Source organism: Streptomyces sp. NPDC002994, from assembly GCF_040611155.1.
In the GTDB taxonomy this organism is placed as follows: Bacteria; Actinomycetota; Actinomycetes; order Streptomycetales; family Streptomycetaceae; genus Streptomyces.
This window is the reverse complement of record NZ_JBEXNQ010000004.1, coordinates 51,197-65,633: the sequence shown is the minus strand read 5'-3', so window position 1 is coordinate 65,633 and position 14,437 is coordinate 51,197. Positions and strand designations below refer to the sequence as shown.

Annotated in this window: 15 protein-coding genes; 5 read left to right on the top strand and 10 right to left on the bottom strand. The window is 71.4% G+C overall.

Annotated elements, in window-relative coordinates:
- The first annotated feature begins 102 nt into the window (after positions 1-102).
- Entirely contained in the window at positions 103-765 is a 663-nt protein-coding gene (locus tag ABZX79_RS05860; protein WP_355252211.1) for a class F sortase, read from the top strand.
- A 36-nt stretch (positions 766-801) separates the two neighbouring features.
- Here the strand turns inward: ABZX79_RS05860 and ABZX79_RS05855 are convergent, their stop codons facing one another.
- Positions 802-1,650, bottom strand: coding sequence for a polysaccharide deacetylase family protein (locus ABZX79_RS05855; RefSeq protein ID WP_355252209.1), 849 nt, complete (start codon positions 1,648-1,650; stop codon positions 802-804).
- A 209-nt stretch (positions 1,651-1,859) separates the two neighbouring features.
- On the opposite strand from ABZX79_RS05855, the gene ABZX79_RS05850 reads away from it, so the two are divergent.
- On the top strand, positions 1,860-3,299 hold the full coding sequence (locus ABZX79_RS05850; RefSeq protein ID WP_355252206.1) for an amino acid permease: 1,440 nt from the start codon (positions 1,860-1,862) through the stop codon (positions 3,297-3,299).
- A gap of 150 nt (positions 3,300-3,449) precedes the next feature.
- Here ABZX79_RS05850 and ABZX79_RS05845 read toward each other — a convergent pair whose 3' ends face one another.
- On the bottom strand, positions 3,450-4,616 hold the full coding sequence (locus tag ABZX79_RS05845) for a CapA family protein (RefSeq protein ID WP_355252203.1): 1,167 nt from the start codon (positions 4,614-4,616) through the stop codon (positions 3,450-3,452).
- A 272-nt stretch (positions 4,617-4,888) separates the two neighbouring features.
- Here ABZX79_RS05845 and ABZX79_RS05840 point away from each other — a divergent pair, with 272 nt between their 5' ends.
- Both ABZX79_RS05840 and ABZX79_RS05835 read left to right on the top strand, forming a co-directional pair.
- Positions 4,889-5,431 (top strand): sigma-70 family RNA polymerase sigma factor, encoded by a 543-nt coding sequence (locus ABZX79_RS05840; protein ID WP_355252200.1) that lies wholly within the window; start codon positions 4,889-4,891, stop codon positions 5,429-5,431.
- 235 nt (positions 5,432-5,666) lie between these two features.
- On the top strand, positions 5,667-6,128 hold the full coding sequence (locus ABZX79_RS05835) for a hypothetical protein (RefSeq protein ID WP_355252914.1): 462 nt from the start codon (positions 5,667-5,669) through the stop codon (positions 6,126-6,128).
- On the opposite strand, the gene ABZX79_RS05830 is transcribed toward ABZX79_RS05835, so the two are convergent.
- The 6 genes from ABZX79_RS05830 to ABZX79_RS05805 form a co-directional block, all read right to left on the bottom strand.
- On the bottom strand, positions 6,104-7,360 hold the full coding sequence (locus ABZX79_RS05830) for a histidine kinase (protein ID WP_355252197.1): 1,257 nt from the start codon (positions 7,358-7,360) through the stop codon (positions 6,104-6,106). The two genes, ABZX79_RS05835 and ABZX79_RS05830, sit on opposite strands and share 25 nt — an antisense overlap.
- Positions 7,357-9,075: a cation acetate symporter gene (locus tag ABZX79_RS05825; RefSeq protein ID WP_355252194.1), complete on the bottom strand. Its 1,719-nt coding sequence runs from the start codon at positions 9,073-9,075 to the stop codon at positions 7,357-7,359. Before ABZX79_RS05825 ends, ABZX79_RS05830 begins: the two co-directional genes overlap by 4 nt.
- A 7-nt stretch (positions 9,076-9,082) precedes the next feature.
- Positions 9,083-9,499 (bottom strand): hypothetical protein, encoded by a 417-nt coding sequence (locus ABZX79_RS05820; protein WP_355252191.1) that lies wholly within the window; start codon positions 9,497-9,499, stop codon positions 9,083-9,085.
- 39 nt (positions 9,500-9,538) lie between these two features.
- Entirely contained in the window at positions 9,539-9,817 is a 279-nt protein-coding gene (locus ABZX79_RS05815; RefSeq protein ID WP_214975742.1) for a hypothetical protein, read from the bottom strand.
- Positions 9,818-9,960: 143 nt separating this feature from the next.
- The gene (locus tag ABZX79_RS05810; protein WP_355252187.1) at positions 9,961-10,737 is read right to left on the bottom strand and encodes a LytTR family DNA-binding domain-containing protein; all 777 of its coding nucleotides are present in this window, start codon (positions 10,735-10,737) and stop codon (positions 9,961-9,963) included.
- A gap of 61 nt (positions 10,738-10,798) precedes the next feature.
- Positions 10,799-10,996: a zf-HC2 domain-containing protein gene (locus ABZX79_RS05805; protein WP_355252184.1), complete on the bottom strand. Its 198-nt coding sequence runs from the start codon at positions 10,994-10,996 to the stop codon at positions 10,799-10,801.
- A 105-nt stretch (positions 10,997-11,101) separates the two neighbouring features.
- Between ABZX79_RS05805 and ABZX79_RS05800 the strand changes: the two genes are divergently transcribed.
- Positions 11,102-11,800, top strand: coding sequence for a zf-HC2 domain-containing protein (locus ABZX79_RS05800; RefSeq protein ID WP_355252181.1), 699 nt, complete (start codon positions 11,102-11,104; stop codon positions 11,798-11,800).
- A 374-nt stretch (positions 11,801-12,174) separates the two neighbouring features.
- Here ABZX79_RS05800 and ABZX79_RS05795 read toward each other — a convergent pair whose 3' ends face one another.
- Positions 12,175-13,053, bottom strand: a complete 879-nt coding sequence (locus tag ABZX79_RS05795; RefSeq protein ID WP_355252178.1) for a DNA-formamidopyrimidine glycosylase family protein — start codon at positions 13,051-13,053, stop codon at positions 12,175-12,177.
- A 14-nt stretch (positions 13,054-13,067) separates the two neighbouring features.
- Positions 13,068-14,420 carry a wax ester/triacylglycerol synthase family O-acyltransferase gene (locus ABZX79_RS05790; protein ID WP_355252175.1) on the bottom strand — a complete coding sequence of 451 codons (1,353 nt, stop codon included), beginning with the start codon at positions 14,418-14,420 and terminating at the stop codon, positions 13,068-13,070.
- Positions 14,421-14,437: the final 17 nt, after the last annotated feature.

Sequence of the window (14,437 nt, the reverse complement as noted above, 5' to 3'; positions counted from 1 at the left end):
TGGGGTACCAGGGGCCCCACCCCGCCACCCGTTCGCTCCTCACGTCTCGCAGCCCCCACCCCGCGCACTTAGCGTCCGTACAGACGCGTCGAAGGGAGCACCATGGGCCAGGAGTACACCGGCTCCGAGCCGAGAAAACGCTCGCCTTGGGGGCTCCTGGCCCTCGCCATGCTCACCGGACTCGCCCTGATGCGAAACGGCGCCGACGTGTCACTCGGCCCCCCGCAGCCCGCATCGGCCGCCGCCCTGAACAGCCGTTCCGACGTCGTCGGCACCGAGAAGGTGCGTCGCACCCCCCTCCGGCCTCTGCCGTACGCCCCGGCCTCCCGGATCCGCCTTCCCGACATCCACGTCGACGCGCCCATCGTGGACGTGGGACTCGACGCGGAGGGCTGGATCGACGCACCGCCGCCGGAGGACCCCAACCTCGCCGGCTGGTACCAGAACGGCATCGCGCCCGGCCAGCGCGGCACCTCGGTGATCGTCGGCCATGTCGACAACTCCGTCGGGCCGGCCGTGTTCTACAACCTGGGTTCGCTCAAGAAGGGCCACCGCATCCAGGTGACCCGCTACGACGGCCGCGCCGCCGTCTTCGAGGTCTACGGCGTCGAGGTCTTCTCGAAGGAGGAATTCCCCGGCCCCAGGGTGTACGGCGACCTCGGGAGGCCGGAGCTGCGCGTGATCACCTGTGGCGGCGGCTATTCGAAGACGGCCGGCTACACCGGGAACGTCGTCGTCTTCGCCTCCCTGGTCGCCACCCGCTGAACAGGCGGCGCCCAGGGAGGCGTTCGGGTACGGCACTTACCCCCGCACCACGGCGCTCGGCACCGTGATCCGGTACCCCGCGTCGAGCAGCTCCGGCAGGTACGTCCGCAGGGCCTCGACGCTCTGCTTCCGGTTGCCTCCCGCGTCGTGCGAGAGCACCACCACCCCGGGGCCCGCGCCGCGGCGCACCCTGCGGACGATGGCCCCGGTGCCCGGCTCGCGCCAGTCCAGGGTGTCGAGGGTCCAGGCGAGCGGCTCCATGCCCAGCTCGGCGCCGATCTCGAAGGAGCGGCGGTTCCAGGCTCCGTACGGTGCGCGGTACCAGTCGGGGGCGTGCCCGATGGTCCGCTCGACCACGTCGCTGGTACGCCCCAGCTCGGCGCGGATGCCGGCCGGCGACAGCCGCGGGATCAGCGGATGGGACCAGGTGTGGTTGCCGACGACATGGCCGTCCTCGGCCATCTCGCGCAGCAGGTCCCGGTTCTCGACCGCCATCTCCCCGCAGACGAAGAACATCGCGCGCACGTCGTAGCGCCGCAGCGTGCGCAGGATGTCCGGGGTGTAGCGCGGGTCGGGCCCGTCGTCGAAGGTCAGCACCATGCTGCGGCCGATCCCGCCCATGCGCAGGAAGGGCCTGCGGCGCACGGGCGGCCGGAGGGGTCTGAACCTGGGCGGGGTGTACGCCGTCATGGGCCGCAGCCGGTACGCCGAGAACCTGACCGGCGCCCCGGCCTGCGGTCCTGCCGCCGGGGGCGGGCCAGAGGGGTAGCGTCCCGGCGTCTGGGCCGGGTCCGGGCCGAGGAACCGTACGGCGGTGGCGGCCCCGAGGCAGGCGGCGACGCGCAGCATCGCCCGGCGCCCCGGATACATCTGATCCTTTTTCATGACTAATAGCTCGCACGGCCGCAGGCCCCGGAGCCCGACCCACACCGGCGGCGGGGGCCGAAGTACCCGATGGGACGAGCCGGTCCGTGCCCGAAGGTGATCGCCACCGGCCCGGAGACGCCACTTGGCGTACGGCGCCTTTCGTCACAGCCGCAGCTGAGCCATCATGAGCCGCCATCAGCCGACAGTCGTCTGCGGAGGTATCAGTCATGGCCGGACTGCGGATGGGACAGGGCGTACTGCGCCGCAAGCCCATCGAACAGGTTGAAGAGGGCGACGCGAGCGAGCAACTGACCAGAACTCTCGGCCTCTGGCAGCTCACCGCGATCGGCGTCGGCGGCATCATCGGCGCCGGCATCTTCACTCTCGCCGGTACGGTCGCGAACGGCACGGCGGGCCCCGCCGTCCTCATCTCCTTCCTCATCGCGGGTGTGGCGAGCGCGGCCGCCGCCTTCTCGTACGCCGAGTTCGCGGGGATGATCCCGAAGGCCGGTTCGGCGTACACCTACGGCTATGTGGTCCTCGGTGAGCTCGCGGGCTGGTTCATCGGCTGGGACCTGCTGCTGGAGTACACGGCGATCGTCGCGGTGGTGGCGATCGGCATCTCCGGCTACTTCAACTTCCTGCTGGAGGACCTGGGCGCCGAGCTGCCCACCTGGATGCTGGGCGCGCCCGGCACCGGCAGCGGCCACAAGGTCGATCTGTTCGCGGCCGTGCTGTGCCTGTTCATCGCGTACCTGCTGACGCTGGGCATCAAGAGCGCGGCGCGCTTCGAGACGGTCGTGGTGGTGCTGAAGGTCCTCGTCGTGCTCGTCGTGATCGCGGTCGGTTTCTTCCACATCAACACCAGCAACTACAGCCCCTTCTTCCCCTTCGGGGTCGGTGGGGCCTTCACCGGGGCGGCGACGGTGTTCTTCGCGGTCTTCGGGTACGACGCCATGTCGACGGCGGCCGAGGAGTCCAAGGACGCGCAGCGGCACATGCCGAAGGCGATCATGTACTCGCTCGCGATCTCGATGGTGCTGTACGTGCTGGCCACCCTGGTGCTGACCGGCATGCAGAACTACAAGGAGGTCGACCCGGAGAGCGGTTTCTCGACGGCCTTCCAGTCGGTGGGGCTCGACGCGCTCGCGGATGTGATCGCGGTGGGCGCCATCATCGGCATCCTCACCGTGATGTTCACCTTCATGCTGGGTGTCACGCGGGTGTGGTTCTCGATGAGCCGCGACGGGCTGCTGCCGCACTGGTTCGCCAAGACCCACCCGACCCGGCATGTGCCGGTCCGGGTGACGTGGATCGTGGGGGTCGCGTCGGCGCTGATCGCCGGATTCCTGCCGATCGGCGAGGCGGCCGAACTGACCAACATCGGGATCCTGTTGGCCTTCGCCGTGGTGTGCACCGCCGTGATCGTGCTGCGCTACCGGCAGCCGGACCTGCCGCGCAGCTTCCGCACCCCCGGGATGCCGGTGGTACCGGCGATCGGGGTGGTGTCCTCGATCTGGCTGATCACCTACCTGGCGGTGGAAACGTGGCTCCGCTTCGCCGTGTGGTTCGCGCTCGGCCTGATCATCTACTTCGCCTACTCGTACCGGAAGTCGGCGCTGGCGAAGTCACCGCCGCCCGCGGTGGAACCGGGCGGCAAGGAGTAAGGCGGGCGCTCTGCCCTGCGGGCTGTTCAATCGTCGGAGGGGCTCCATAGGAGCCCGTAGGGCGTCCGGGGGGCTGGGGGCTGGGGGCTTGCCCCCAGTTCGGGAAGGGGCGGGTAGGGGAAAAGCTCCGCAGGACACGGTCGGCCGGGGCTACTGCCCCATGACCAAGCCCCCCTTGCCCGCGCCGCGGCTCAGCACCACCTTCCGGATCCGGTCCCGTACGGCCGAGTGATCCGCGCCCCCCGCGATCGCCGCGTTGAGATTCACCACCCGCCCCGCATCCGTGTCGAACCACTGCGGAATGAACTCCGCCTTGCGCACCACCCACCGCTCCCCCGCCCGCTCCGGCGGAGCGAAGGTGAAGCGGCCGATCGTGCCCTGGTTGCCGCGTGGGTCGTGCGCGCCCGAGTGGTTGACCATGGGACCGGCGATCTGGTCGCCCATGCCGTAGATGACCCAGGTGCCGTTGACCTTCTCGTACGCCTGCGGGACGTGCGCGTGCGTACCGAGGATCAGATCGATGTCGGGACGGTCGTCCGTCTTCGACGCGGTCAGCGCCTTGCCGAGCCGCAACTGCTGGTCGTCCGGCGCGTCCTGCCACTCCGTGCCCCAGTGCAGCGAGACGACGACCACGTCGGCGCCCGCCTTCCGCGCCGCCCGCGCGTCGGCGACGATCTTCTCCTGGTCGATGAGGTTCACCGCCCACGGCCGCCCCTCCGGCAGCGGGTAGCCGTTCGTGCCGTACGTGTACGCGAGCTGCGCGACCTTCGCGGTCCCGCCCTTCAGCCAGGCCGGTTCCCGCGCCTCGGCCTCCGTCCGGGCCGAGCCCACGTGCTTGACGCCCGCCTTGTCGAGCGCGCCGAGCGTCCGGTCGATCCCGTCGACTCCCGCGTCCAGGCTGTGGTTGGAGGCGGTGGAGCAGGAGTCGTAGCCCGTGCTGCTCAGCCCCTTGGCGACCTCGGGAGGTGACTTGAAGTTGGGGTAGCCGGTGTACGGGCCGCCGTCCGCGCCGTACACCGTCTCCATGTGACAGATCGCGAGGTCCGCCTCGGAGACGACCGACTTGACGCCCACGAGCATCGGCGCGAAGTCGTAACCGTTGCCGCCGGCGTCCGCCTGGGCCTGTCGGATGACCGACGCGTGCGGCAGTACGTCGCCCGATGCGACCAGGGTGAAGCCCCGCTGCTCGCCGTCCGAGCCGCCCGCAGCCGCCGGGTCCGGCACGGGCGTCGCGGTCGGCAGTCCGGAGCATGCGGTGACGCTCCCGATCAGCAGCGCGGCCATGGCCGACACCCCTTGCAGCTTTCGTTTCACCATCAGACCGACTTTCAGCTTGTATGACTTTTGCTGAAATGAATCCATACGGGGGACTTCGGGAAGTCAAGGGACACGGCCGTTCCCGTCACCGGAACGGACGCGCGGTCGCGACCGTTCGTCGCGCCATTCGTCGCACCGTTCGACCGCTCACCGCACGGCCCCTGCCGCCCGTTCGGCCGCCGCCTCCCGCACCGCCGCGCATCGGGCGGGCGGCGGATATCTTCGCCGCCGTCCGGCCATCGGCCACCCGGTCTCCCGAAGGGGCGTCAACGGTGACTTCCTCCGCTTCCCCGCTCAAGCAGCACACCGACGAACGAGCCATCGCCGACCTCCAGCGCGAGCACGGCAGGGCACTGTTCGGCTTCCTCCTGGGCCTCACGTACGGGGACAGCCAGCGCGCGGAGGATCTCCTCCAGGAGACTCTGGTACGGGCGTGGCAGCACCCGGAGGCGCTGGCGAGCGACCACGACTCGATGCGCCCCTGGCTCTTCACGGTGGGCCGCAGGCTCGCGATCGACGCCACGCGTGCCCGCCGCGCCCGGCCGCACGAGGTCGGCGACGACGTACTGGAACAGTCCGCGCTCCCCGACGACCACGTGGAACGCTCAGTGACCGCGCTCGACGTACGGGAGGCCGTCAGGGCGCTGCGCGGGGAGCACCGCGAGGTGCTGACGCAGGTCTACTTCCGCGGCCGGTCCGTGGCGGAGGCGTCCGAGGTACTCGGCATACCTGCGGGAACGGTCAAGTCCCGTACGTACTATGCTCTGCGCGCCCTGCGAAAGGTGCTTCCCGGGTACGGTCGCGACGCCGCCTGAGGCACCCTCGTCCCACCCGCCCCGCAGGACAAAATCTTCACCTCCGTACCCGTGCAGAGCAGGCCGATTTCGAAACCTCAGCGTCAAGTTGAGTAAAGACGGCACGCTGTGCGTCTCTGAGAGTGAAGGCTCGGCGGTGCCCCGAAGAAACAGAAGAGATCCGTCCGGGAGAAGGTGGAGTGCTGTGCTGCCCGAGAGTACGAATGGCACCAGCGGAGACAGGCTCGCGGTACCGATGGCTTGGCTGTACGCCGAGTACATCGCCGACGAGCTGCTCCGCACGGGCAATCTGATTCCGCCCGGCACGATCGAGTTCCGGGCGGGCCGGGAGACCCTGGCGCTGACCATCTATCTGTCCGACAGCTCGGACGAGCTGTCCGGCATCCGTGTCGTCTCCAGCCTCGACGAGTGGCTCTCGCTCACCACGTACGGTCACCCGTGGGAGACGTGGGTACGGGAAAGGCTCGCCGACCGCACCGCCACCGACCGCCGCCGGGAAGAAGCCAGTCCGGACCTCGAACTGGCCCTGGCCTCATGGCGATGGCTCAGCGGGACGGAACTCCTCGCCGCCGACCTCGGCGGCGCGATCCCCTCGCACCAGGCGGCGGATCTCGGCGTGGACGAGAGCGAGCAGGTGTGGACCCCGGCGTGGCAGCTGGGCCTGCCGCTCGGTCATCTCGCCATCCACCTCTTCTGATCACGGTCTCGTTCCCGGTCGCGTCCGGCGGGCGCCGACGGGTGCACTCCCGCGCGGTACTTGGGAAACCGCAGCGTGATCTTCATGCCCGCGCCCACGCCCGTCTCGATCACGAGGCCGTGGTCGTCCCCGTACACCTGGCGCAGCCGGTCGTCGACGTTCGACAGGCCGATGCCGGACGATGTGGTGTGCTCTCCCGCCAGGATCTGCCGCAGCCGTCCGGGATCCATGCCGACCCCGTTGTCCTCGATGACGACCACAGCCTCCGCACCGGCGTCCTGAGCGGCGATGGTCACCTTGAACTCGTCCCTGGAGTCCTCGAGGCCGTGCTTGACGGCGTTCTCCACGAGCGGCTGGAGACAGAGGAACGGCAGCGCGACGGGCAGCACCTCGGGGGCGACCTGAAGGGTTACCTTGAGGCGGTCGCCGAAGCGGGCCCCTGCCAGCGCCAGGTACTGCTCGATGGAGCGCAGCTCGTCGGCGAGGTTGGTGAAGTCGCCGTGCCGGCGGAAGGAGTAGCGGGTGAAGTCCGCGAATTCCAGGAGCAGTTCGCGGGCACGCTCGGGGTCCGTACGGACGAACGACGCGATCGCGGCGAGCGAGTTGAAGATGAAGTGCGGCGATATCTGGGCGCGCAGGGCGCGGATCTCCGCCTCCACGATCCGGGTGCGCGAGCGGTCGAGCTCGGCCAGCTCCAGTTGTACGGACACCCAGCGGGCCACCTCGGTGGCCGCCCGGACCAGCACCGCCGACTCCCGTGATCCGTACGCGACGAGCGCGCCCAGCACACCCTCCTCGCCGGTCAGCGGCGCGATCACGACCCACCGCAGGGGGCACTGAAGGTCGTCGCAGTCGCTGCGTACGCTCTGGCTGCGCCCGGAGTCGAGCATTTCGCGTACGCGGCGCATCACCAGCTCCCTGTGGTGATCGCCGCCGGGCCCGTCCCACGCGAGCACGCTCTCGCGGTCGGTGAGGCACAGCGCTTCGGTGCCGAGCAGGGAGCGCAGTCGGCGGGCGGCCTTGCGGGCGGTGTCCTCGGTGAGGCCGGCGCGCAGCGGGGGCGCGGCGAGCGAGGCGGTGTGCAGGGTGTGGAAGGTGGCGCGCTCGACGGGCGTACCGAGGTCGAGGTCCTCGCCGCGGCCGTGGCGGGCGGTGACGCGGCCCAGGACGATGCCGGCGGCAAGGAGTACGGCGCCCGCGGCGGCCAGCGACGCGATTTCCATCCCGGTCATCGTTCCACTCCCATGAGGTCCTCCGGCAGGTGCAGCCGGGCCAGGGTGGCGGCGGTCCCGGCAGGTACGCGCTCACGCGTCGCCAGCGACACCAGCACCATCGTCAGGAAACCGAGCGGCACCGACCAGACCGCGGGCCACGCCAGCAGCGAGTGCGCCCAGCCGTCCGCCGGCAGTCCCGCCCTGGTCGCCATCACCGCGGTCAGCGCCGCCCCGCCGCCGATGACGAGCCCGGCCACCGCGCCCGGCGGCGTGAGCCCCCGCCACCAGATGCCGAGCACGAGCAGCGGGCAGAAGGAGGAGGCGGACACGGCGAAGGCGAGACCGACCGCGTCGGCGACCGGCACATTGACCGTCACGATGCTCAAGCCGAGGGGCACGGCCATCGCGAGGACGGTGGCGAGCCTGAAGTGCCGTACGCCCCGGGACGGGAGGACGTCCTGGGTGAGGACGCCCGCCACCGACATGGTCAGCCCCGACGCCGTGGACAGGAACGCCGCGAACGCCCCGCCCGCGAGCAGCGCCCCGAGGAGGTCGCCGACGACGCCGCCGATCATCCGGTCGGGGAGAACGAGAACGGCGGCGTCGGCCTCGCCGGTCAGGGACAACTCCGGGGCGTAGATCCGGCCGAGCGCGCCGTACACCGGGGGCAGCAGGTAGAAGGCACCGATCAGGCCGAGGACGACGAGGGTGGTGCGGCGGGCGGCGGTGCCGTTGGGGCTCGTGTAGAAGCGCACAGCGACGTGCGGCAGGCCCATGGTGCCGAGGAAGGTGGCGAGGATCAGTCCGTACGTCGCGTACAGCGGATGCTCCTCGCGGCTGCTGGCCAGCGGCTGGGACCAGCTGGACGCACCCGTCCGTTCGGCGCCCGCCTTCTCGGGGACCTGGGCGTGCGCGGGAAAGCCCAGCTCCGTTCCCGCGCCGATGCGGTGGAGGCCCGCGTCGAGGGCGACCGGTTCGCGGTCGTGGCGGCGGTCGTCGACGGTCCCGGTCACGGTGACGCGCAGCGGCCGGGCGAGGTCGATGCGTACGGTGTCGTCGATCGTCACGACCGTGTGCTCGCGGAAGGTCGCGGGCTCCGCGAACCGGGCGCGCGGCGCGTCGTCCCCCAGCCACGCGACGACGAGGAACAGGGCGGGAACGAGCAGTGCGGTGAGCTTGAGCCAGTACTGGAATGCCTGCACGAAGGTGATGCTGCGCATCCCGCCCGCCGCCACCGCCCCCGTCACGACGAGCGCCACGACGAGGCCGCCGACCCAGTCGGGAGCGCCGGTGAGTATCTCCAGAGTCAGGCCCGCGCCCTGGAGCTGGGGCAGCAGATAGAGCCACCCGATGCCGACGACGAAGAGGCTGGCGAGCCTGCGGACCTGCGGCGATTCGAGCCGGGCCTCGGCGAAGTCGGAGAGGGTGTACGCCCCTGAGCGGCGCAGTGGGGCCGCGACGAGGACGAGGAGGACGAGATACCCGGCGGTGTAGCCGACCGGGTACCAGAGCATTTCGGGGCCTTGTAGGAGAACAAGACCGGCGACGCCGAGGAACGAAGCTGCGGAGAGGTATTCGCCACTGATGGCGGCGGCGTTCAGGCCCGGCTTGACGCTGCGGGAGGCGACGTAGAAGTCGGAGGTGGTCCGGGATATGCGCAGGCCGAGCCCGCCGATGAGCACGGTGGCGAGCACGACGACGGTGACGGCGGCTACGGCGTACGCCTGGTTCACAGTGCGGTCAGCGCCCTTCGACGAGCTTGCTGAACGCGCGCTCGTTGCGCTCCGCGCGCCGGACGTACCAGCGGGCGATCAGCCACATGACCGGGTAGACCGCCACGCCGAGCACGGCCCAGACGAAGGGCGCGGGCGACGGCAGGTCGGAGGCGGAGAAGACTTCCGGGAGCGAGAACAGCAGCGGCAGCGAGCCGACGAGCAGCACGAGTGCGCCCAGCGAGATCAGCGCCGTTCGCAGCTGGCTGCGCATCAGGGAGCGTACGTACGTCGCACCCAGGGTCGTCTGCTCGGAGATCTCGGAGCGCGCCGGGGCATGTCCGGGGGGACGCCGGGCGCTGCGGGGAACGCCGGTGACGGTTTCGCGGCGGGGCGGCGGCTGATCCGGGGACGGCTGATCCGGGAGCGGCTGATCTGCGGACATCGGCGCGAGTCTACGCAGCGGTGATTACGGTCGGTAGGGTCAACGGGAGGGCTTTTGGCCGCTTCGGCCGCAGTCGTTCAGCGCGAATTCCAGCTCGACGTACGATTCCTCGGCCCTGCGGAAGGCGATCTCCAGCGCGGCGGCGGTGCGCGGGCCCGCGATGCTCTGTGCGGACTCCCGCACCTCGTCCAGCACATCGGCCCAGCGGCCTGCCGCGCTCTTGACCCTGGTCAGCAGCGCTTCGAGGTCGCGCGCGTCGGACGGCCGGGTCGGCGGCAGGCCGCGGAGTTCCTCCAGCAGCGCGTCGAGTTCGGACATCCGGGCTCCTTGTGACGGGTGGCCCGACCGAGCGTAGGCGGTGCGCGGGGGCCGTACGGCCGTCGGCGGATCAGGTGCGGCAGGCGGCAGCTGTACGGCGCTGAACGGCGGCCCGCGCCAGGTCAGCGGTCGGCGTTGGGGCGTCAGCCGCGTGCCCGGCGCATCAGCAGGTCGCGGAGCTCGCGCGCGTGCCGGCGGCTCACCGCGAGCTCGGCATCGCCGACGCGTACGGTCGTCGCCCCCGCGTCCAGCCGCAGTTCGTCGATGCGGCCGAGGGCGACGAGGTGGCGCCGGTGGATCCGGACGAAGCCGCGGGCAGCCCAGCGCTCTTCCAGGGTGGAGAGCGGGATGCGGACGAGGTGGCTGCCGGCGGGCGTGTGGAGGCGGGCGTAGTCGCCCTGCGCCTCGACGTACGCGATGTCGTCGATCGGGATGAAGCGGGTGACGCCGCCCAGTTCGACGGGGATCTGGTCGGCGGCGGTCTGCGGGTGCACGGTCGTGGGTGACGCCGTTGCGGGGGCCGGGTGTGCGTCGACCTGGTCGCAGACGCGGCGTACGGCTTCGGCGAGGCGTTCACGGCGTACCGGCTTGAGAACGTAGTCGACGGCCTTCAGGTCGAAGGCCTGGACGGCGAAGCCCTCGTGGGCGGTGACGAAGACGATGAGCGGCGGGCGGGCGAAACCGGCGAGGAGTCTGGCTACGTCGAGGCCGGTGAGTCCGGCCATGTGGATGTCGAGGAAGACGACGTCGATGGCGTCGTCGCCGTCCGGTCCCGCGTCGAGTGCGCGGTTGATCCGGCGGAGCGTCTCGGTGGCGTCGGTGGCCCCTTCGGCGCTGCTGACCCGGGGGTCGGCGCGCAGCAGGTAGAGGAGTTCCTCCAGCGCCGGTCGTTCGTCGTCGACAGCCAGTGCACGCAGCATGGTCCGGAGTGTAGGAGCAGGTCGGGTGACCTGGACATACGGGTCCGGTTCGCGACTGCCTTCAGACGCCGTCGGGACCCGCCGCCAGGTCGTCGGCCGAGAACAGTGCGAGCAGCGCGGCGGCGTCGGCCACTTCGAGGTAGGCGGTGCGGCACAGGTCGCACTGTCCGAGGTGGGAGGCGACCTCCGCGTCCTCGGCGGCCGGCAGGGCGTCGAGGACGTACGCGCCCAGCAGCAGCTCCACGTGCCCACCTGTCACCCGCACATTCTGCCTCTTCGCGTGAGCAGAAACCCCATGGATTGCGTACCTGAGGATGACCGGTCGGTTACCCCACGAACCACGCGAGACCCTAGGAATTGCCCCATGAGCACGAACCAGCGGCATCGGGACGTCGGAGCGTACGCGCTCGGCGTCCTCGATCCAGCCGATTCGTTCCGCTTCGAGGAACATCTGGCCGACTGCGCGACGTGCGCCGTGCGGCTCAGCGAGTTCGCCGCGCTCGAGTCGACGCTGGCCGCGTACGCCCATCCCGGCGCGGGCGCCGACGTACTGCTGGCCGAGCGGCCCACGCCCGGGCTGCTGGACCGGCTGCTCGAGAGGGTGGAGGCCGGGCGCCGGCAGCGCGGCAGGCGCCGGATGCGGCTGGTCGCCGCGGCGGCTGCGCTGATCATCGCCGGTCCGGCGGCGGCGCTGGCTCTTCAGCCGGGGGCCGCCGGGGGCGATGGCGACGGCACGGTGCAGCGGTACGCCGCCACCGACCCGGCCTCCGGCGTCTGGGCGTCGGTCGCGCTGAGGGAGCGCGGCTGGGGGTCGGGGGTGGGGGTCGAACTCGCCCGGGTCAAAGGGCCGCTGACCTGCGAGTTGATCGCCGTCGGCAAGGACGGTGAGGAGCAGACGGTCACGACCTGGGCGGTACCGGAGGGCGGTTACGGCATGCCGGGCGTCGAGGGCCACGAGGAACCGCTGCGCACGGAGGGAGGCGCGGCACTGCGCGGCGCCGAGATCGACCGCTTCGAGGTCCGCACGCTGGACGGAAGGCGCCTGGTCACGATCGAGGCGTAACGCGCGGGGCGCGGGGCGCGGGGCACGAGGCACGAGGCACGAGGCACGGTTGCGCGGCCTCCGGCCTCGCTTGTCCTCAATCGCCGGACGGGCTGTATGCGCGCGGCGGAAGGATTACGCCCGCGCGGAACGCAGGCCGTCGTGCAGGCCCGGACACACGACGCCGCGCCGGGCGTGTGGCGGCCGCGCGAGGCGGCCGGCGATGCTCGGCCCGACGCACATGGCCCAGCCACGGACGCACGGCGAGCGTACCGAACGCACGATGCCCGTGCGGGGCGCACGGTGCTGCGCCCGACGGCTGGTGCCCGTACCGGACAACCGTCCCCGTGCGAACTGTGCGCACTCACACGCCATGGCGCCCGCGCCCACCGGTGCTACTTGAGCAGCCGCGACAGCCTGCGGTCCGCCAGCGGCTTGCCGCCCGTCTGGCAGGTGGGGCAGTACTGCAACGACGAGTCGCTGAACGACACTTCTCGGATGGTGTCGCCGCAGACCGGGCAGGGCTCCCCCGTCCGGCCGTGGACCCGTAGCCCGCTCTTCTTCTCCGCCTTCAGCCGCCCCGCCGCGACCCCGCGTGTGCGCTCGACGGCCTCGGCAAGGGTGGCGCGCAGCGCCTCGTACAGGACGGTGATCTCGTCCTCGGACAGGTTCGCGACGGGCTTGAAGGGGGACATCTTCGCCGCGTGCAGAATCTCGTCGCTGTACGCGTTGCCGATCCCGGCGATCAGGCTCTGGTCGCGCAACGCGCCCTTGAGCTGGCGCCGTTCCCCGTGCAGCAGCTCCGCGAACCGGTCGCGCCCGAAGTCGTCGGCCAGCGGATCGGGGCCCAGGCGGGCGATGCCCGGCACGTCTGCCGGGTCGCGTACGACGTACACGGCGAGGCTCTTCTTCGTGCCGGCCTCCGTGAGGTCGAAGCCCGCGCCGTCCGCCAGGGCGACGCGCAGCGCGAGCGGCCCCTTGCCCGGGCGCGGCGGTTCGGCCGGCAGGTCGTCCTTCCAGCGGAGCCAGCCGGCCCGGGCGAGGTGGGTGACCAGGTGCAGGCCGCCGCCCGCACTGATGTCGAGGACTGCGATGTCCAAAAACTTGCCGTGCCGGCCGACGGCGGTGACCGCGGCACCCTCCAGCGCCGAGGGCGGCGGGTCGTACGTCTTGAGGACACTGACCGCGACCGGGACGACCCGTGCGATCTCCCGGCGGACCAGGTGCTCGTCGAGGAATTCCCTCAGCGCTTCGACTTCCGGCAGCTCAGGCATGTTCCCAGCCTGCCTCAGCCCGTGGCGGCCCGCAGCAGGGCTGACAGCTCTTCGGTCATGCTCCCGGCCAGCCGGTCCAGGTCGGGGACCGCCTTGGCGTCCGCGACGAGACCGACGTGCACCTGGCCGCCGTACGTCGTCAGGGCGACGGCCAGGGACTGGCCGCGGGCCAGCGGGGCCATCGGGTAGATCGCGCTCAGCGGGCTGCCGCCCAGTGAGAGAGTGGAGCGGGGCAGCGGCACGCTCGTGACGAGTACGTCGAAGAGCATGCGGGCCGCGTTGCCCGCGATCGGGGCGCCGAACCGGTGGGCGAGCGGCGGGAGGTGGTCGGCGAGTACGGCGACCGCTCCGGCGCCGCGCCCCGGCCCCTCGGCCTTGTTGCGGTCCATGGCCCGGCGCACCGAGGCCAGCCGCGCCCAGGCGTCGGACTCGGAGACGGGCAGGCCCACGAGGTACGCCGAGAGTTTGTTGCCGGAGGCGGAGGCCGCGCCGCTCCCGGGGCGGCGCCGGGACACCGGCACCAGGGCGCGCGGGTCGGCGCCGGGCAGCTGTTCGCCGCGCTCCAGCATCCACCGGCGCAGACCGCCGGCGACGACGGCGAGCAGCACATCGTTCGCTGTCCCGCCGGCCACCCTGCGGATCTTGAGTACGTCGTCGAGGGCGAGCACGGCGGTGCCGAGCCGCCGCGTGCCGCTGGACCCCGCCGCGAAGGCACTCGCCCCCCACAGGTCGAACCTGCTGGCCCGCATCACGGACGCGCCGATGCCGACCGCCCGGCCCACCTCCTCGAGCCGGTCGCGGGCGAAGCCCACCACCTGGTGCGGTCCCGGCAGCCACGACCGGGGCGGCACGCTGCGCTCGCGCCTGGCGCCGGCCGCTCCGGCGCCCGCGATCTGGTCGAAGATGCCGGCGCCGATGGCGACGGCACGCATGCCGTCGGCGAGGGCGTGGTGCAGCTTGACCAGTACGGCGAACGTGCCCGACTCCGCGGCGGTCAGGACGTACATCTCCCAGGGCGGCAGGCCCCGTTCGAGCGGCTGTTCCATCAGTTCCCCGGCGATGTGGGTGGCGTGGGCCGCGAAGTCGCCGTCGGGGAGCCTGATCTGCCGGACGTGGCGGCGCACGTCGAAGTCCTTGGCCGCGGACCAGGCCGCGCCGCCGATGGGCAGCAGGACGGCGCGTACGCGCATTCTCAGCCGGGGGATCGCGGCGGCCCGCTCGGCAAGCAGCTTCGCTACGGACTCCCCGTCACCCTTGCTCTCACCTCCGCCCTCGAAGAAGGCGAGCGCGCCGAGATGCATGGGATGTTCGGTGGATTCGAGGTGCCAGAACGCCAGATCAAGAGGTGCCAGAAGCTCGGTGCTCAATGAGCCCTCACGTCGTC